This window comes from Rothia sp. HMSC064F07 (assembly GCF_001837265.1).
Lineage (GTDB): Bacteria > Actinomycetota > Actinomycetes > Actinomycetales > Micrococcaceae > Rothia > Rothia mucilaginosa.
On sequence record NZ_KV831928.1, the window covers coordinates 189,656 to 208,812 of the forward strand.

Here is a 19,157-nt window from a genome sequence, read left to right on the forward strand (position 1 = left end):
CTCCTCTAGTCTGTGCCGGTTGCTGCGGTCTGTTCCGGTTGTGGCGCCTACGGTGCGCCGGCCCTATGGCGCGGAGGCCCCATGGTACGGAGGCCCCATGTTACGGAGGCGGAGTGCGCTCGCGTTCGATAGTGCCCCTCTAGCTTAGCAAATCGGGGTAGTGCATCGAGTATTCGGTGGTGATGTGGCGGGTGCTCTCCCCCGCTTCGCATGCTGGGTTCTTGGGGGTTCTTGGCTCCTGCCGGGCGGGCATGAGAATACCGCCCGGTTCTCTCGATCTTCCCCGGTGAATAGCGGTGGAAGAGAAAGAATCCGGGCGGCATACGCTTCAAAGCGTCGTTAACTTAGCAGCGTCGTTAGCTTATTTAAGCATGCTGATTTATGCGGAAGCCTCGATGGACTTGAGGTTCTTCAGCTCCTGAACCTGTGCGTCCAGGTGCTGCAGCAGCTTGGAGCGGTAGCGGCTCTCGAAGCCGCGCAGAGCCTCAACAGCGATCTCCAGCTCTTCCTTCTCGTCGGTGAGGCGAGAGAGAACCTCTTCGCGCTGCTGCTGAGCTTCGCTCACCATAGCGTCTGCCTTCCTCTCTGCCTCTTCGAGCAGTTCAGCCTTAGCCTTCTCGCCCTGTGCCACATAGTCGTCGTGAACCTTCTGTGCCATGGCGAGCAGTGCCGCCGCGTCCTGAGGTGCAGCTGATGCCGCCGAGGACTGTGCGGGTGCTACAGTCGCTGCCGGGGAATCGGGTGCGTTTGCAGAGAGCTGCTCAACCTGACGCTCCAGAGCGTCACGCTCGGAGTAGAGTGCGCGCAGTTCGACGACGAGCTCGTCCAGGAAGTCGTCGACCTCGTTGCGGTCGTAACCGGACTCTTCGGTTACGATCTTGAAGCTCTTAGTGATCAGGTCTTCGGGGGTGATTGCCATGGGCTTCTCCTCTGGGTATCCCTACGGTGTTTGGTGGTGAAGATGAGTGCCGCGGATTCACCAGCCAGATAGGTCGTGGCCCCAATATTTCAGGGTCCCGATGGTTCGGGGCATGGCTATTCCGCTATGCAGTCGTTGGCACCAATTCTACTATTCTTTGGTTTCTGCGCCTGGTTATACGTCGGTTGAACCGTAAAATATTCGCTCTGCGCTAGGGTGGGATTCACCACGTCTAATATCCGCCCTAGTCCCCGCTATCGCCCTTGTATTTTCTGCCCTGTGGTGCATTTTGAGAAGGTTTTCGAGAAGGCATTGTGACGCTCCCCTGGCAGAACCCAAGCACAGAGCCCAGGCAGAGCCTAAGTGCAGAACCCAGATAGATCCTAAGCGCAGAACACAGGCACAGAACACAGGTATAGAACCTAAGCACAGAAAACCCCCGCTCTGCACTCAACCCGTGAACGGGTCAGGCAGGCGGGGGTCTATCGTTTGTGCTCGTCAGCTGTCGTCTCTTAGCGAGGCAGACGTTTAAGAGAAGGCCGCGGTCATCCGCATCATGATGCTCAGCAGCAAAGACAACAGAACAATCAGAATCAGGAAGCCGGTATCCAACGCAACGTTACCCACACGAACCGGCGGAATCAGGCGGCGCAGCTGGTTCATCGGCCAGTCAGTCACCGCATACACGCCGCTGGCGAAGAGCAAAACAATGCCCTTGGGTCGCCACTCGGGAGCGAACATGCGCACCCAGTCAAAGAGCATGCGCAACAGCATCGCAATGTAGAGAACGTAGACAACGATCGTAATGAGGGCGAAAATATAACCCATCTATCAGTCCTTAGCCCTGGTCGAAGGGGAATTCGCCGTCGGTCTCAAAGCCGGCGGGAACCTCGGAGTTAGCCACGCCCAGAACCTCCAGGTTGGAGGGGGTCAGCAGGAACACCTTAGCGGTGACGCGCTCAATGCGGCCCTCCAGTGCGAATGCCAGACCGGATGCGAAGTCCACCAGGCGCTTTGCGTCTGCGTCAGGCATTTCTTCCACGTTCATAATCACGGGGATGTTCTCGCGGAATGCCTCACCAATGATCTTTGCGTCATTGTAGGAGCGGGGGTGGATAGTGGTGATGCGACGCAATTCGTCCTCTTCTTCCTCGTAACCGTAGGTGTATCCGTTGGTTTCTTCGGGCTCGTAGCCCTGGTCGTAGTAGCCGTCGTTGGAGTACGTATCGGCGTACTGCTCGGTGTATTCGGTATTCGGCACCGGGGTGTCCTCCCAATTGTCTGCGCTGGCGTCGTCCCAAGTCTGTTCGGTTTCTGCCAGATCAGCTGTGGTTTCAGGTGTATGAGCGGTGGCGTATGCCGCTGCATCTACGGTTGCTCGTCCGTCGGCAGATTCTTCTGCGTCCAGATACTCGGTTTCTGTACCGTCATCGTAGCTATCAGCCTGCAGGTACTCTTCCTGTTCAGTATAGGCGGGTTCGTCCTGCAGATGGTAGGTTTCGCTCTGCGACTCGGCATCGCTGTACTGTGCCGAGCCGGGCAGTGCTGAGAGCCTGTTGGCGCTGTCGGTCTTCTGTGCTGTAGCAGCCTGCCCTGCGGAGGCGTTTGCCTCCCGGCGGGTTTCAGCCTGCACAGCCTGCGGGGATTCTTCCGGCGTCGTCTCAGCGTCCTGGTATCGTTCCAGGCCGAGGAAACCCGCCAGACGGCTTTGTTTCGCCATGATTCTCTCGCTGTTCTTTCACGTTGGTGGTGTACAGGTTCTGCCGTAGTGCGTCATCAGAAGGTGTGTGCGTAACGGTACGCCATGCACCGGCATGTATATATTACCAGCGCCCACCCCGCGCAGGCGGTCAAGGGCACCGATGATTATGCCGCCGGTCCGTACCGAAAGTAGCTCAGCACTCGAAAGTAGCCCAGCGCTCGAAAAGGCTACGCACGGCGCGTAGCTTAAGCGAGGCTAAAGCGCCGGGCGCTTACCCATGATGTCGCTACCCACGCGCACGCAGGTCGAGCCCCAACGCACCGCCGCCTCCAAATCCCCGCTCATACCGGCGGAAATCTCGGTCGCGTGCGGCACCTGCTCACGCACCAGCGACGCCAAACCGTAGAGCTTCTCAAACGCCGCATCCGGGTTCATACCCAGCGGCGCCACCGCCATCACGCCACCGCAGCGCAGATGCTCGTGGTTCTCGATGCGTTCCACCAGCTCCAGCAGCTCGGAGGCGCTCGTACCGCCGCGTGCGCCCTCGGCAGCATGGCCAGCTGTCGCGACCTCCGCCAGGGACACCTGCACCAGGCAGGTCAGCGCGCCATACTCCGCCGCCGCGGGTGCGGGCACCTCCCCCGCCTCGAAGCGGGAGAGCTGGTTCGCGTACGCCTTCGCCAGCGCGTCCGCCAGGGAGGGGCGGTCCACCGAATGCACGCTGGAGGCGTACTTGACCACAGACTTCGCCTTGTTCGTCTGCAACTGGCCAATAAACGCCCAGTGCGGGGGCTGCACCTCACGCTGGGCGCAGTATGCGGCGAGCTCGCGAGCCTTCGCGCTCGCCTCCTGGTCGCGGTTCTCACCGAAGAGGGTCACTCCCCCATCCAGCAGCGCCGCCGCGTCGGAGGCGGGGAAGAACTTCGTGACCGTCACCAGCTGCACCGGGGCGCTCGCCTCGGTACGCACTGCGCTGTGGTCCTGCTCCGCGGTGCGGATACGCTCAAGCACACGGCGGTAGTTCTGCAACAGCTGCTCGGCGCGTTCGGGAGTGTACTGCAGGTTCTCTTCTACGTTCATTTCAGGCATCTTCTTTCCTCCAGCGGCTCTATCTAGGCGGCAGGCTCTGCCGCCTTCTCGATCCACACCAGACCCGCGATACGGCCCGGCTTCTCACCGCGGTTCGTGAACCCGCGATGCGAATACACCTCGGGCTCCTCAAACGTGCACTGCGCACAGTCCATGCTCACCTGCACGCCAGCCTCCTCCAGCACGGCGCGGGCACCGGCGGGCAGGTCCAGGCCGGGGGTCTGCTGGCTGGTCACCGAATGCACCTGCGGAATCAGTTCGGTGGATTCGGTGCGCATCGCCTCGGGCACCTCGTAACAGCTACCGCAGATGCTCGGACCCAGCCAGGCGGTAATTTTCTCCGCGCCGAGCTGACGCATCCGCTGCACGGTCTGCTGGAGCACGCCGTCAAGCAGGCCGCGGCGGCCAGCGTGAGCCACCGCCAGGATCGGTTGCCAGTTCGCGACCCGCTCACCCACCAGCACCACGGGAATGCAGTCCGCCACCATAATCGCCAGGGGCACGCCCTCACTGCTAATCGCCGCATCGGCGACCGGGGAGTTCTCCAGCACCGCGCGGGCACGCTCAACCGTACGCTCCTCGGGTGCACCGGGTGCGTAGGATTCCACTTCATAGTCTTCCGGGTAGGCAATCTGCACGCCATGCACCTGGTTCAGGTAGAAGAACGGCTCGGTACCCAGCGCCTCCTCCAGCGCGGCACGGTGGTTGAGGGTGCGCACCAGGGAGGCATCCATACCGCCGCCGAGCTCATCGTCCACATGCAGGCCCAGGTTGCCCGCTGCACGGGAGGTGAAACCCACCCGCACACGCCAGGGGCCCAGGGTGCGGGTATCGGCAGAGGCAAGCAGCGAAGTTTTGGGGTTATCGCTCATCTTCTATTCCTTCATCAGATGTCAGCGGGTATAACGGCGGGTATAGCAAAGGGGAGCAGAGAACAGCACAATGTGCGTGTTTCTCAGCTCCCCTATAGCTTCATAAGACTCTCAGCCGTGCAACGCTTAGGCGTTCACAGCCGGGCAGACTACTTCAGGAAGTCAGGGACGTCCAGGGTGTCGCGGCGAGCCGGAGCTTCCTCCACAACCGGGGGAAGGTCAACGTCGAAGCCAGCAGCGCCGGTGGAAGCCGGAGCAGCAGCGGGTGCGTTGTAGCCGTAGCCGTTAGCAGCCGGAGCAGCCGCAGCGGTGGAACCGCCGAAGGATGCCTGGGTGCGCTGAGCCTGAGTAGCCGCAGCAGTGGAAGCGTTGGAGTTGGTCTCCGGGTTCACTGCGTCGAAGCCAGCAGCAATCACGGTCACGCGAGCCTCATCGCCCAGTGCGTCGTCAATAACCGCACCGAAGATGATGTTTGCGTCGGGGTGAGCAACTTCCTGAACCAGGCGTGCAGCCTCGTTAATCTCGAACAGACCCAGGTCGGAGCCACCCTGAATGGACAGCAGAACGCCGTGTGCACCGTCGATGGATGCTTCCAGCAGCGGCGAAGCGATAGCCAGCTCAGCTGCCTTCACGGCACGGTCCTCACCGGATGCCGAGCCGATACCCATCAGAGCCGAACCAGCACCCTGCATGACGGACTTAACGTCAGCGAAGTCAAGGTTGATCAGGCCGGGGGTGGTGATCAGGTCGGTAATGCCCTGCACACCGGAGAGCAGAACCTGGTCAGCGGACTTGAATGCGTCCAGCATGGAGACGTTGCGATCCGAAATCGACAGCAGTCGGTCATTCGGAATAACGATCAGGGTATCAACCTCATCGCGCAGAGCAGCGATACCGGTCTCAGCCTGGTTGGAGCGGCGACGGCCTTCGAAGGTGAAGGGGCGGGTCACCACACCAATGGTCAGAGCGCCGAGGGAGCGGGCAATACGTGCCACGACGGGTGCGCCACCGGTACCGGTGCCACCACCCTCACCTGCGGTCACAAAGACCATGTCTGCGCCCTTGAGGACTTCCTCAATTTCCTGCGCGTGATCCTCGGCTGCCTGACGGCCAACCTCGGGGTTTGCGCCCGCGCCAAGACCGCGGGTCAGCTCACGACCAACGTCCAGCTTAACGTCTGCATCGGACATCAGCAGAGCCTGAGCGTCAGTGTTGATAGCAATGAACTCAACGCCGCGCAGACCAACCTCAATCATGCGGTTGACTGCGTTGACGCCACCGCCGCCGATACCAACGACCTTGATGACTGCCAAGTAGTTCTGGGGAGTTCCAGCGTCCATGTATTCCTCGATTGTTCCGTGTTCCAGCTTCGGAAGACCCGCAGCTTAATCTAAGCCTGAAGGTTTCCTCTAAAGAATGACTTTATCTGCTAGGATACCAAACTGTTTTTGTCGGTTCCTAGTCACACAGCGCAATTACCCCCTCTTTTTGCGGATTTCACACAAAAAGGGAGGATAAAGCGCCTGATTGGTTCCCCTAACGGGTCACCGGTACGCGCGGGGCAGACACGTCATAGACGGTCACCTTCTGCGTTTGTGCCTCGGAGGAGGTCTCCTCCTGAGCACGCTTAGCAATAGCCTGGCGCAGGGAGAGCAGGACCTTAGCCTTCAACTCGCTCTCTTCAGCGGTTCCCCACTGCACCGTAGTATTATCCCTCAAGGTTAGAGTGATACTTGAGGTTGACGTAGCGCCGGCTTCCTTAACCTGAGCTAGAAGCTCAGAGGGCATCGCCGAAAGCGCGGTAGAAATAGTGTGGAACTCAGCCGAAGTCTGCGGGTCATCACCGCTGAAACGAACCAGCGGCACCGATGTATCGGGCTGAGTTGCCGACTCCAGAAGGCTCACACCATCACTATCAACAGTATGGTACGTATCGCCCTGCTTCACAACCGCAACCGCGGTACGCTCCTTCAGAGTCACCACCAGCTCATGCGGCGGACGGCTCTCCACCTGCACGCTACGAATCACGTTATCCTGCCCGATCAGCTCACGCACCTTCTTCTCATCGATGCGAGTGAGCGGAACGCCGCGCAGAGGCTCAAGCTTCTGCTCCACCTGGGTGGTTTCCAGCAGGGACGCGCCGCGCACCGTAATCTTCTGAGTCGCCAACAGGGGCGAGAAGAAGACCAGCACCACATACAGCACCGCGATAATAGCCAGCGCCGAGGCAGTGTACAGCAGCTTACGGGCACGAGTCAGAGGCGCACGCTCCTTACGGGGGCGCTCCTCAGCACGTAGACCGTCCAGGCCCGGATCCTGACGCAGACGCTCACGCTGAGCCTGACGGCTCGCACGCTCACGCTCCTTCTCAATCTCCGCGGCACGCTGTTGCTCACGCTCGGCACGCCAACGACCAAAACGACTCGTGGGGCGAGGCTCTTCAGCTGCCTTCTCCCCCGCCTTATCAGCGCTCTCTTCAGCCTTCTGAGCGGCAGACTCTTCGCGAGATTCAACAGAATCGGCAGAAGACTTCTTACCAGAACTCTTCTGAGCAGCCTTCTGATCGGCTACTTCCTTTTCTGCGCTCTTCACCGACTGCGAGGATGCAGTCTGAGCAGAGGCACCCTTGGCGGCTGATGTCTTCGACGAAGAATCCTCAAACGCCTCAACATCAAACAGCTCAGGCGCGTGCTCAACCTCAGACACGGTACGACCGGTCATCAGCGCAGAACGCACCGAATCCTTCAAAGACTGCGCCGAAGAATGAACCGCCGCCGCGCTCTTGGAAGCCGAAGAATCAGCACCGTTCTGGGCGTGCGACTTATGCACCACCGGCTTACGCGGTATGTGTCGAACGGAGCTCGAAGACTGGGTAGCGGCAGACTGCGCACCAGCAGGCTGAGCAGAAGCCTCCGAGGATGCAGCCTCGACAGGCTTCACGGCGTCCGCAGACTTCATAGCTTCCGAGGGCTTTGCAGTCCCAGTAGCTTCTGCGTTCTTCACAACCTGAGGCTGGGTGGCCTGCGGCTGAGTCAGCTGAGACTGCGCAGATTCAGCCTGCACAGACTCAGATTTCTTAGCCTCAACCTGCGCATTCTCAGCTACCTGCTGGGCGCGCAAACGAGCACGCGAACGCGGAGCCTTCGGCGCGCGCGAGGAGGAATGCCCCTCCGAAGAGAGACCAGAACTCATCGGCACAGCCTAAGCCTCCGACTTCTTCGACTCGCCACCGTGACGGATTTCCAGGGACTCCAGCAGACGCGCACCCAAAGCGGTCACATCGCCAGCGCCAACGGTCATCACAATATCGCCGTCCTGAGCGCACGCCACAATATCCTCAATTGCACTCTCAGCGGTAGCGTAACGAACCTCAGAGAAACCAGCACCGGTAATCAGCTCACTGGTCACACCCTCAATCGGCAGCTCACGAGCCGGGTAAATATCCAGCACATGAGCACGATCAGACATCGACAGGGCCTGCGCAAACTCCTTCGCGAACTCGCGAGTACGCGAGAACAGGTGCGGCTGGAAAATCACGTACAGGTTATGGCCATCAGCCACGGTACGACCGGTCTGCAAAGCACGGAACACCTCGGTCGGGTGGTGCGCGTAGTCGTCAAAGACCTTCACGCCGGCAACCTCACCGCGCAGGGTGAAACGGCGGTCAGCACCCACGAAATCAGCCAGCGCGCGAGCAATATCAGCAGCCTCGTAACCAGAAATCAGAGCCGAAGCAAAAGCCGCAGAAGCATTCAGCTGGTTGTGGATACCGGGCACCTTCAGAGCAATATCCTGCTCACCCTCATAACGCTCGCCAAGGCATTCAAACGACCAAGACAGGTGCGACGACGAGGACTCACCAGCGCTGGTGATCTCGCTAATGCGCAGGTCAGCATCCGCCGACTCACCGTAAGTCACCACGGGCACACCCGCCGCACGAGAACGAGCCGCCAAAGCCGCCGCGCCCGCATCATCAGCGCAAGTCACCACAACACCGTTAGGAGCCAGCGAACCCACAAAACGGTTGAACGCCTCAAAGACACGCTCATCCGTCTCATAGAAATCCAGGTGGTCCGGCTCAACATTCGTCACCACAGCAATAGCCGGGCGGTAACGCACAAACGAGCCGTCCGACTCATCAGCCTCAGCCACAAAAATCGACTCCGGGCCCTGAGCACCCAGGTGAGCGTTCGTGCCGCGACCAGCAATCACAGTACCCACCGCAAACGACGGGTCAGCCCCCAGCTGATCAAACATCACAGAAATCATGGAACTGGTCGTGCTCTTACCGTGAGTACCGGCAACAGCAACCACCTGAGCCTCACCCATCACAGCGGCAAGCGCCTCAGAACGATGCAGCACACGCAGACCCTGCGCACGAGCGGCAACAAGCTCCGGGTTATCCTCACGAATTGCAGTAGAAATCACCACGGTATCAACATCCACAATGTTCTCAGCCTGCTGAGGAACACCCACACGAGCACCCGCAGCACGCAAAGACTCAACAGTAGCCGACTCCGCACGATCAGAACCGCTCACCGTCACACCAGCCTGCAGCATCAGAGCGGCAATAGCGCTCATACCCGCGCCACCAATACCGATGAAGTGCACACGGCCCAACTCGCTCATCTTCGCGCGCTCAGGGAACGGCGGGTTCAGCGGTGCCGGCAACACCATCTCAAGATTCATCAATTCAGTCATTACTTCTCAGCTGCTTTCAATACTGCTTCAGCCATAACGCGTGCCGCGTCACGGATACCAAGTTCATACGCCGCAGCGCCCATGCGCTCCAGCTCCTCCGGGTTCGCCATAAGAGCCGGAATCTCACGGGCAAACCACTCACCGGTGACCTCTGCATCCTTCACCAGCAGAGCCGCAGACGCCTCCACCAGAGAACGAGCATTCAGAGCCTGCTCACCATTACCAATAGGAAGCGGCACAAAAATCGCGGGAACACCCACCGCAGCAACCTCACTGACGGTCGCCGCGCCCGAACGCACCAGCAGAAGATCAGCGGCAGCGTACACATCCTGCATGCCGTTGCTGAACTCAATCTGACGGTAATTCGGGGCGTTCAACAACTCGCCGTTCTCATCCAGAACAGCCTTACCCTTGCCGGTAATATGCAGAATCTGGAAGTCCCACTCCGCAAAGTGGTCACGGCACGCCGCCACCGCATTATTCAGGCTCAACGCACCCAGCGAACCGCCGGTCACAATCACGGTCGGCTTCTGCGGGTCCAGACCCAGGTTACGGCGAGCCTTCGAACGGTGCGCCTCACGGTTCAGGTAGGCAATCTCATCCTTCATCGGCATGCCCACCAGGGTTGCACGCGGGAAAGGAGTATTAGGGAACGCCACACCGGTGAACTTAGCGAACGTACCGCCCAGGCGGTTTGCCAAACCGGGCTTCGCATTCGCCTCATGAATCACCACGGGAATCTTAGCGCTCAACGCCGACAGATACGCCGGCGGGCACACGTAGCCGCCCACGCCAACAACCACGTCTGCATCTGCTTCTTTGAGGATGCGGCGGGTCTTCGACAGGCCACCAAAGAACTTAGCGGGGAAAGCCAAAGCGGCACGGTTAATGCTACGAGGGAACGCTGCACGAGGAATGAACTCAATATCGAAACCAGCTGCCGGAACCAGCTCGGCTTCCATCTTATCCGCAGTGCCCAGCATCAGAATCTTAGCGTTCGGCTCAAGATCACGAACCGCACGCGCAATCGCGAGCATCGGATTAATATGACCGGCGGTGCCACCACCGGCGAAGACTATAGAGGGCGCCTTCTTCGTCATAGGTCTTTCTCCCAACACATCGGTACAGCATCATTTTACGCTATCGCACCTGTTCAAAAGAGCGCCCCCGCCATTGAGCTACAACTCAACAGCGAGGGCTTTATCTTATATTCAGCACATATTCATCACGGGTAGAGGTGCGAACCGCAGCTCACTTCCCCGATTGCCAGCCCCCGATATGCAGGCTTCGCGGAGCGGGTTCCGCGGGGTTTAGCCCTGCTTGCGGGTGCCGCGCTGAGCCGAGTTCCGAGCCGCGCCCTGAGCCGGACGCGGTGCCTGCTGAGCGCTGTTCTTCGGAGCACCCTTGGCCTGAGTACCCTTTGCCTGGGTGCCCTGTCGCGGCGCTGCCTGACGTTGAGCGCCCTGTCGAGGATTACCCTGTCGCTGGGCTCGACGCTGACGGTCCTCAGGATGCAGCGGCTGCAGACCCGCAGGTAGCGAACCCGACGGACGGTGCTGTGCGCTACGGGGCTGAGTAGCACGAGGCTGCTGCACTCGCCTCTGAGCAGCAGGTTTCTGAGCAGCAGGCTGCTGAGCGGTACGGGGCTGAGCAGTACGAGGCTGAGCAGGCTTACCCTGTGCCGCTCGAGCAGAGGCAGTACTCTTCTGGGCAACACGAGCCTGCTGACCGGTACGAGGCTGAGCGGGAGCCTTCTGCGGAGCTGCCTTCTTCGGTGCAGGCTTCTGCGAGGCCTTCTGTTTCTGAGCTTCAGCCTTCTGCTCCGCCTTCACACGGGCAGCTTCCTCACGAGCCAGACGTGCCTCCTCACGAGCACGACGAGCCTCTTCTCGAGCCTGCGCCGCCTCCCGGCGAGCCTGTTCCTCCTCGCGACGAGCCTGCTCCCGAGCCTGGCGCTCCTGCTCCTTCCGCTGCTCACGAGCTATACGAGACAACTCACGCTGCTGATCCGGCGCAAAACCCAACCAGCGGCGCAACGTACTCTCCGGACCGAAAACAACCTTCAAAGGATTATGTTCCTTCAACAGGTGACCACCGGCAGCCGCACGAGCAGCCTCTTCCTGATTCAGCACATCCTGCAACGGCGTACGACGCTGCCATTCAGCATTCGCACGACGAACCTCACGCGCACTCTGGGTCTCAATATTCGACGGTTTCGTCGCGCCACGCAACGGAGTCTGCCGCGCAAACGCCAACAACAAACCCGCCGCAAACAACGAGGACAACAGCGACGAACCACCATAGGAGACAAACGGCAAAGGCACACCAATCACCGGCAAAATACGGGACACCATGCCCATATTGATAATCGCCTGAGAGGTCAACCAAATCATGATGCCGCCCGTAGCCAAACGCACCAGCGGATCAGTAGTACGCAGCATAATACGAACCGCGCAATACACCAGGCCCACATACAGCAGCAGAACCGCCAGCGTACCCAGCAGACCCAGCTCCTCACCAATAATGGCGAAAATATAGTCGTTATGCGCCTCAGCCAGGTAGTTGTACTTCTGGCGCGACTGGCCCAGACCAACACCCAAGAAGCCACCGGTCGTCAGCGCCACCTCACCAGAATTCGCCTGGTCACAGTTAGCGTTCGTGCACGAACCCCAAATACCGAAAATACGAGCCACACGGTTCGCGCTACTGAGAACACCCACCAGCGCCAACACCGCAAACGCGCCGCCAATCTTCAGTAGCGAGCTGCGAGAAGCACCCGCCAGCCACATCATGCCCACAAAGATGAAGCCATACACCATGGCGGTACCCATGTCACCGCCGAGCATAATCAGCAGCACCAGGGCACCCACACCATAAATCGAGGGGAATAACGTACGCCAAATACTGCGAGAAATATCGCCGTGACGGCTGTACACCCACGCCAGCCACATAATAATCGCAAGCTTCGAAAACTCCGACGGCTGGATCTGTCCGATGCCGGGGATCTTCAACCAGTTACGGTTACCGTTCACCTCAACGCCGACAACCACCACAGCAAGCTGCATGACCAAAGCGGTAGCCAGCATCGCATACACCACAAACTTCTTGTGGTAAACGCCCACCGGAATACGCGTAATACCCGCCATCGCAAGCACGCCAAGGACCAAGAACATGATCTGAGACGAAACCTGCGAGAACGGCGACTGGCCCTGCGAAATCATCGTGACGCTCGAAGCCGACAACACCATAATGCAGCCAAAAATAGCCAGACCCAGGGTCGTCACCAGCAACATCACCGGCACATCCCACAGGTCAGCTTTCAAACCACGACGGTACAGCCTATCGGCACGAGTACGGAACGGCGCAGAGAAATCCTCCAAACCGGCTCGCAAAGACGCCCAACGACCACTCGCGGTCGAACGCGCCGAAGAAGCCGAACGCTCCGAAGATGCGCTGGTACTCACATGCCCTCCTATAGGCCTCAACTGCCACGGATCCGTCGTGGCGAATACACGAAAAAGGTTCAGGGGTGGGACACCATTACCATCCCACCCCCGAGAAGAACCCGCAGAAAGCACCCCGGTCACCCAAGACGCCCCCTGCAGGCAATGTCCTAAGAGTCTGCCAGCTGGGCGGCAACAGCGTTCGCAAACGCATCACCGCGCACCGCATAATTCTTGAACTGGTCCATCGAAGCAGACGCGGGAGCCATCAGCACGGTATCCCCCGGATGCGCCAGCTCAGCAGCCTTCGCAACGGCCGCGTTCATCACGGCAATACCGTCCGAAGAATCAGCCACAGCGGCGGTCATATTGTAGGTCGGAACCTGCGGAGCGTGGTTAGCCAATGCCGACTTCAACGCCGCAGTATCGGTACCGATAATCAGCACAGCCTTCAGACGCTGCGCGTGGGCAGCAATCAGCTCATCGTACTCAACGCCCTTCGACAGGCCGCCAGCAATCCACACCAGCGAGGGATAGCCGCTCATCGACGCGTTCGCGGCGTGAGGATTCGTAGCCTTCGAATCGTTCACCCACATGATGTCGTTCGCGTAGCCCACCAGCTGGTTGCGGTGCGCACCGGTCTTGAAAGAACGCAGGCCCGCGCCCACAGCCTTCGGGTCAATATCAGCCGCACGGCACAGCGCCGCAGCCGCCAGAGCGTTCTCCACGGTGTGCTTCGCAGGCATCTTACCGGGAGCCGGAGCCAAATCCTCCAGAACCGCCAGCTCATACGCCTCGTTGTAACGGTTCTTCAAGAAGGCGCGGTCCACCATGATGTCCTCAGCCAGGCCGAGCATCGACACGGCCGGCATCTCAGTGGAGCTGAAGCCAATCGCGCGAGCGCCCTCAATAACGTCCGCATTCTCGACCATGCGCAGGGTGTCTACGTGGTCGGTGTTGAAGATGCAGGCAACCTGAGTGTGCTCGTACACGCGAGCCTTATCAGCCTTGTAGCCATCGAAGGAGCCGTGCCAGTCCACGTGGTCCTCAGCAATGTTCAGAACTACCGAAGCGTACGGGGACATCGAATGGGTCCAGTGCAGCTGGAAGCTGGACAGCTCCACCGCGAAGAACTCATAGGGCTCATCATCGGCAATGGCGTACACGATGGGCATGCCCACGTTGCCTACCTGAATAGCCTTCTTGCCGGCAGCCTTCAGGATGGAATCAACCATACCCACGGTAGTGGTCTTACCATTCGTACCGGTCAGGCACAGCCACTTGGGGGTCGGCAGGCCACTACGCTCGTTTAAACGCCATGCCAGCTCAACATCGCCCCAAATCTGGATACGGCGCTCATAAGCGTCCAGCATCACCGGGTGGTCGGGACGCACACCCGGAGAGGTCACCACGAGCTCGGGTTCCTGACCGTCCACCAGGGGCAGGGCACGCATGTGCTCGGGACCGAACAGGCCCTCAACCGGGCCGTACGCGTTCTTGTAAATCTCGATGCGCTCACGCTTCTCCGGAGTATCCGCGCCGTCGATGACAACGATCTTCGCGCCCAGCTGGGCAAGCACGTCGGTCACAGCGTCGCCGCTGGTGCCCATACCCACCACGACCACGCGCAGGTTAGCCCAGGGCGCACCCCAGTGGGTCAGCTCCGCGAGGCGCTCGTTCTCATACACCGGGTTCACCGCAATAGCGGCGGCGTTCGCTTCAATGCGAGCTGTATCCGGCTGTTCATTAGTTGACATTAGTGAATCACTCCAGAAGTCTGCGAGAACCAGTCACCGAAGAACAGCGCCAGGGCAACGAGCACGCAGAGGGCGTTAACAACCCAGAGGCGGAACACGGAGTTCACTTCGCCGCTGCTGACGGTACCGGGGGCAATGCCTCGCTTATCAATTGAGTACATGCCGTTGACGCCGACCTTCTCCATGTGATGGTGGAAGGGGGTCATACGGAAGTAACGGTGCGCATGCAGGGGCTTCTCCCCCGCTGCGACCGAACGCTTACGGCTGGTCTTGAACACGAACTTCTGCACGATCACAGAGAACACTTCCAGCACGGGAATCAGAGCGATGACCAGCAGAAGCAGCTCGGTGCGGGTAAACAGCGCGAAGGCAACCATTGCGCCGCCGAGCGCCAGAGAACCGGAGTCGCCCATGAAGATCTGTGCCTTCGACACGTTCCACCAGAGGAAGCCAGCCAGCGAACCCACCAGGGAAGCAGCAATCAGCGCCAGCGAGCCGGGGTCGCGCACATCGTAGCAGGCAGTGCCAGCGCCAGCGGAGCAGGCGTGCACGTACTGCCAGATGCTGATGGTCAGGTAGCCGGAGAAGATGGTCATCATGATGCCGCCAGCCAGGCCGTCCAGACCATCGGTGAAGTTCACCGCGTTCGTACCGGACAGGGAGATGAGGGTAATCCAACCAACCAACAGGATGGAGCCGAAGACCGCGCCCGCCGCGAACAGGTCAATGGGCAGGTCACGTACGAAAGAGATAGCGGTCGACGCCGGACGTGCACCCGACTCATTCGGAAACTGGAACGCCAGGTACGCAAAGGGCAGGGTAACACCCAGAAGACCAATGGTCTTCTGCTTCTCGGTCAGACCCTCGTTGCCCTTATTGCGGAACTTCATGATGTCGTCCGCCGCGCCCACACCGAGCATGCCCAGGGTGAAGGCGATGGTCAGCCACGCGGTAGCAGTCGGTACCGGCGCGGTACCGAAGAGCAGGGCGCTCACCGCCAGGGTCAAGAAGTAGGCGAGAATCGCCGCGGGGATGAAAATCAGACCCGCCATGGTGGGGGTGCCCGCCTTATGCTGGTGGGCTGCAGGGCCTTCCTCACGGATGAGCTGGCCAAGCTTCAGAGACTTCATCTTCTTGATGAACACCGGCAGCGCGGTGAGGGAGATGAGGAATCCGAAGATTCCAGCAATCAGCACGGTAATCATAAAGCGCTACCCTTCGTTCGTGGTCTGTTCGGTCGAAGTACGGTCGCCGTTAGCGGCACCGTCCAGGTGAGCGGCAAGGTGGTCGCTCAAATCTGTGGTTTCAACAAAGTCACCGGCAGAAAGCCAGGTCGGTGCCTGCTCTTCCTCAACGCCAAAGGTGTACTCAGCGAAAGCAACCTGGTCACCCAGAATGCCCAGCTTCGCGCCGTTCGAGGACTTGAAAAGCACAATGTCGCCGGGGCGAACCTCGGCGCGCAGAATCTGCTCTGCCTCTTCCGGGGTCTTCACCCAGGTCGCCTCATTACCCCAGGAGCCTTCCAGGTGAGCCGCATTGTAGGTGGGCTTCGTCTCGTCGCCCACAGCAATCAGCTTGGAAATGTTCATGCGCACCACAAGACGGCCGATGCGGTCGTGCTCCTCCACGGAGGCGTCCCCGAGCTCCAGCATGGCGCCCAGAACAGCCCAGGTGCGGTGCGGCTGACCAGTCGCAGGGTCAACGGTGCGGCCCAGCTGTGCCAGAGTGCGCAGTGCAGCCGCCATCGACTCAGGGTTCGCGTTGTAGGCGTCGTTAATGACGGTCACGCCGTCGGCACGGTCGGTGCGCGCCATACGCCACTTCGAAGCTGCCGCTGTCTTATTGAGCGCGCGAGCAATCTTCTCACCGGAAATACCGCTGTTGTAGGCGACAGTCGCCGCAGCCAGCAGGTTGTGCACGTGGTGCTCACCAATCAGCTGCGAGGAAATCTCGTACTCGCTACCGTCAGGCAGGCGCAGAGTGAACTCGGGGCAACCGGCATCGGTGGTGCGCAGGTTCAGCGCCGCCACGTAGCGTTCGTAGGGCTGACCGTTCGCGTCGGTCTTCTCACCCACGCCGAAGTAGGTAATGGGGGCAACCGAGCGCGATGCCATGCGCAGCACGCGCTCATCGTCAGCGTTCAGAGCCAGGGAGCCAGTCGGCTGAACACCCTCAGCCAGCTCACCCTTAGTGCGCTCAATATTGTCCACGCCGCCGAACTCGCCAGCGTGCGCAGTACCAACCTTCAGGATTGCGCCGTGATCAGGGTGCGCAATATTCGCCAGGTACTCGATGTTACCCACGTGGTCGGCACCCATCTCAATGACCAGGTAGCGGGTGGACTCATCCGCACGGAACACCGTCAGAGGCACACCCACCTCGCTGTTGTAGGAACCAACCGGTGCAACGGTCGGACCCTCCGGGGTGAAAATGGCGGCAAGGAGGTCCTTGGTGGTGGTCTTACCGGCAGAACCGGTAATACCGACAACGGTCAGCTCACCCTGAGCACGCATCTGCTCAATGGAGTAGCGCGCCAAATCGCCCATCGCCAGCACCACATCGGGCACCTGGATGCTCGGGTAGGGCACGCCCTGCTCGTCGAGTACTTCACGCTCGACCAGTGCCAGGGTCGCGCCCCTCTCAAACGCCATGGGGATGAACCTGTGACCGTCAGTGACCGCGCCGGGCTTCGCCACGAACAGGGTACCGGTCTGCACCTCACGGGAGTCGGTAGTGGCGAAGTCTGCGTGCACCTGCTCCTCACGGCCCTCCAGGCCGATAGCGGTGCCGCCGGTTGCCTCAATAATCTGGGCGGCGCTGAGCTTAATCATTCTTCACCATACCTTCAGCGGTTTCAGAGTCACTTTCATCGAGCATGCGCTGGTAGTCAGGCAGAATCTCGAAACCGTGCGCACGCAGGGCACGGGCGGTTTCAACACGGTCGTCCAGGGCGATATCCACGCCGTCAACATCCTGTTCGGTTTCGTGGCCGCGGCCAGCAATCAGGATGGCGTCGTGCTCGCCCGCCAGGGCAATTGCCGCATCAATAGCGGCGGCACGCGGAGAAATATTCAGGATCTGGGTGGCTCGGCGGTTCTCAGCCTTCTGCGCGCCCTCCTCAACGGCGGCACGAATCGGCTCGGGCGCCTCACCGTGCGGATCGTCATCAGTCACAATGACGATATCTGCGTACTGTGCCGCAATTGCACCCATGATGGGGCGCTTGAGCTGGTCACGCTCACCGGTCGCGCCGAAAACAATCATGACCTTGCCGTCGCCGGGGCGGTCCATTGCCTCCAGGGCGCGGGTCAGACCGTCCGGGTTGTGTGCAAAGTCCACAATCGCGTGCGGAGCCAAAGAAATCAGCTGCATACGACCCGGCACCACCGGAGTCAGAGCCGAACCAGACGCCAGCTCGGGTAGCAGACGCTCACGCTCAGCAGCGTCCGTGTCCAGGTACGCCATGAGAGCCGCCAGCGCAGCATTCGAAACGTTAAAATCAGCAGGCAAACCGGTGTAGCATTCAACGCTCTCACCGGCACCATTCGCCACATGGAAGCGGTGACCCAGACCCTCACGCTGGACCTTCACCACAGCCCAGTCGCGGGCACCAAACTCTGCGGGCACCTCAGCCAGGCCAGCACCGCGGGCAGTCACCAGACGGTGAACCTGCTCGGCACCCATCTGCTCACACGCAGCGGCGAACATCTTCTCGCCCCACTCGTCATCAGCAGTAATCACCGCAAGCTCAGCACGCTCAGGGGTGAACAGCTGAGCCTTCGACTCAAAGTAATGCTCCATGGTGCCGTGCAGGTCCAGGTGGTCCTGGGTCAGGTTCGTGAAGCCAGCAACCGCGTACTTCACGCCGTCCACACGGTGGTAATCAATCGCGTGCGAGGACACCTCCATCGCCGCGCAACGTACCTGATGCTGACCCATAATTGTCAGCAGCGAATGCACGTGAGGAGACTCCGGGGTGGTCATCTTCGAAGGAACAGACACACCATCAATCAGAATCTGAATAGTGCCAATCAGACCGGTCTTCACGCCCAAGCCAGTGCGGAACACCGACTCCAGCATATAAGTGGAAGTAGTCTTACCGTTCGTACCGGTCACAGCATAACGGTGGGTAGCGGGGAACGAAGCCGAACCATAAATCAGCGCAGCCAACGGACCGACATACTCGCGCAGGTTCTCAGTCACCAGGACAGGCACCGGCGCCTCACCCAGCAGCTGCGCACCGGCAGCATCCGTCAAAATAGCGGAAGCACCCAGCTTCAACGCAGCCTCAGCAAACTGCGCACCGTGCACCTTCGCACCGGGCAGAGCCACGTACAGGTCCTGTGGGCGAACGCCTCGGGAGTCCATGCTGATACCGGTGACCTCAACAGAATCACCGGATTCAGAACCCTGAACGCCACTAGCCGGCTGGGCACTCACCTGAGCACCCAATCCCTGCAGATATTCGCGAAGGTGCGCCAAACTCACCGGGCGCACAGCATTCGGGCGCAGAGTCTGAGCGTCGCCGCCCAGCAGGTTCTGGCCGGGTGCGTGAGATGCGGTATCCATCGTCCTTCTTTCCTCTCCGCTGTCCGAAGCGGTGAGCTCTGTATGGTCAATGCGCTCAAGGCACACAGGGTCATTCAATATTCTACGGTCTTTAGGCTTCGACAG

General features: G+C 60.2%; 13 protein-coding genes and 1 pseudogene. All 14 read right to left on the minus strand.

Going from position 1 to position 19,157, the window contains the following annotated elements; genetic code table 11:
* Window positions 1–379 precede the first annotated feature (379 nt).
* The 14 genes and pseudogenes from HMPREF2712_RS08550 to HMPREF2712_RS08615 all read right to left on the minus strand — a co-directional run bounded on the left by HMPREF2712_RS08550 (window position 380) and on the right by HMPREF2712_RS08615 (window position 19,052).
* Complete coding sequence (locus HMPREF2712_RS08550; RefSeq protein WP_070819754.1) at window positions 380–919, minus strand: DivIVA domain-containing protein; 540 nt, start codon at window positions 917–919, stop codon at window positions 380–382.
* A 528-nt stretch (window positions 920–1,447) separates the two neighbouring features.
* On the minus strand, window positions 1,448–1,747 hold the full coding sequence (locus tag HMPREF2712_RS08555; RefSeq protein ID WP_049326900.1) for a YggT family protein: 300 nt from the start codon (window positions 1,745–1,747) through the stop codon (window positions 1,448–1,450).
* A 10-nt stretch (window positions 1,748–1,757) separates the two neighbouring features.
* Window positions 1,758–2,066 (minus strand): annotated as a pseudogene (locus HMPREF2712_RS09220) (cell division protein SepF); the annotation flags it as partial.
* Between the two features lie 810 nt (window positions 2,067–2,876).
* A complete protein-coding gene (locus HMPREF2712_RS08565; protein WP_070819756.1) occupies window positions 2,877–3,710 on the minus strand; it encodes a YggS family pyridoxal phosphate-dependent enzyme in 834 nt (277 codons plus the stop codon).
* Between the two features lie 23 nt (window positions 3,711–3,733).
* Complete coding sequence (locus tag HMPREF2712_RS08570; RefSeq protein WP_005507756.1) at window positions 3,734–4,582, minus strand: purine nucleoside phosphorylase YfiH/LACC1 family protein; 849 nt, start codon at window positions 4,580–4,582, stop codon at window positions 3,734–3,736.
* A 149-nt stretch (window positions 4,583–4,731) separates the two neighbouring features.
* On the minus strand, window positions 4,732–5,922 hold the full coding sequence (gene ftsZ, locus HMPREF2712_RS08575; RefSeq protein ID WP_005507755.1) for a cell division protein FtsZ: 1,191 nt from the start codon (window positions 5,920–5,922) through the stop codon (window positions 4,732–4,734).
* A 196-nt stretch (window positions 5,923–6,118) separates the two neighbouring features.
* Window positions 6,119–7,774 carry a cell division protein FtsQ/DivIB gene (locus tag HMPREF2712_RS08580; protein WP_246828703.1) on the minus strand — a complete coding sequence of 552 codons (1,656 nt, stop codon included), beginning with the start codon at window positions 7,772–7,774 and terminating at the stop codon, window positions 6,119–6,121.
* Window positions 7,775–7,783: 9 nt separating this feature from the next.
* Window positions 7,784–9,283, minus strand: coding sequence for a UDP-N-acetylmuramate--L-alanine ligase (gene murC / locus HMPREF2712_RS08585; protein WP_070819758.1), 1,500 nt, complete (start codon window positions 9,281–9,283; stop codon window positions 7,784–7,786).
* On the minus strand, window positions 9,283–10,383 hold the full coding sequence (gene murG / locus HMPREF2712_RS08590) for an undecaprenyldiphospho-muramoylpentapeptide beta-N-acetylglucosaminyltransferase (protein WP_070819759.1): 1,101 nt from the start codon (window positions 10,381–10,383) through the stop codon (window positions 9,283–9,285). The genes murC and murG overlap by 1 nt, the downstream gene beginning before the upstream one ends.
* A gap of 210 nt (window positions 10,384–10,593) precedes the next feature.
* Entirely contained in the window at window positions 10,594–12,747 is a 2,154-nt protein-coding gene (locus HMPREF2712_RS08595) for a peptidoglycan glycosyltransferase FtsW (protein ID WP_070819760.1), read from the minus strand.
* A 149-nt stretch (window positions 12,748–12,896) separates the two neighbouring features.
* Window positions 12,897–14,483 (minus strand): UDP-N-acetylmuramoyl-L-alanine--D-glutamate ligase, encoded by a 1,587-nt coding sequence (gene murD / locus HMPREF2712_RS08600; RefSeq protein ID WP_070819761.1) that lies wholly within the window; start codon window positions 14,481–14,483, stop codon window positions 12,897–12,899.
* Complete coding sequence (gene mraY / locus HMPREF2712_RS08605) at window positions 14,483–15,688, minus strand: phospho-N-acetylmuramoyl-pentapeptide-transferase (protein WP_049340736.1); 1,206 nt, start codon at window positions 15,686–15,688, stop codon at window positions 14,483–14,485. The genes murD and mraY overlap by 1 nt, the downstream gene beginning before the upstream one ends.
* 6 nt (window positions 15,689–15,694) lie before the next feature.
* On the minus strand, window positions 15,695–17,314 hold the full coding sequence (gene murF / locus HMPREF2712_RS08610; protein ID WP_070819762.1) for a UDP-N-acetylmuramoyl-tripeptide--D-alanyl-D-alanine ligase: 1,620 nt from the start codon (window positions 17,312–17,314) through the stop codon (window positions 15,695–15,697).
* Window positions 17,307–19,052 carry a Mur ligase family protein gene (locus HMPREF2712_RS08615; protein WP_070819763.1) on the minus strand — a complete coding sequence of 582 codons (1,746 nt, stop codon included), beginning with the start codon at window positions 19,050–19,052 and terminating at the stop codon, window positions 17,307–17,309. Before HMPREF2712_RS08615 ends, murF begins: the two co-directional genes overlap by 8 nt.
* Window positions 19,053–19,157: the final 105 nt, after the last annotated feature.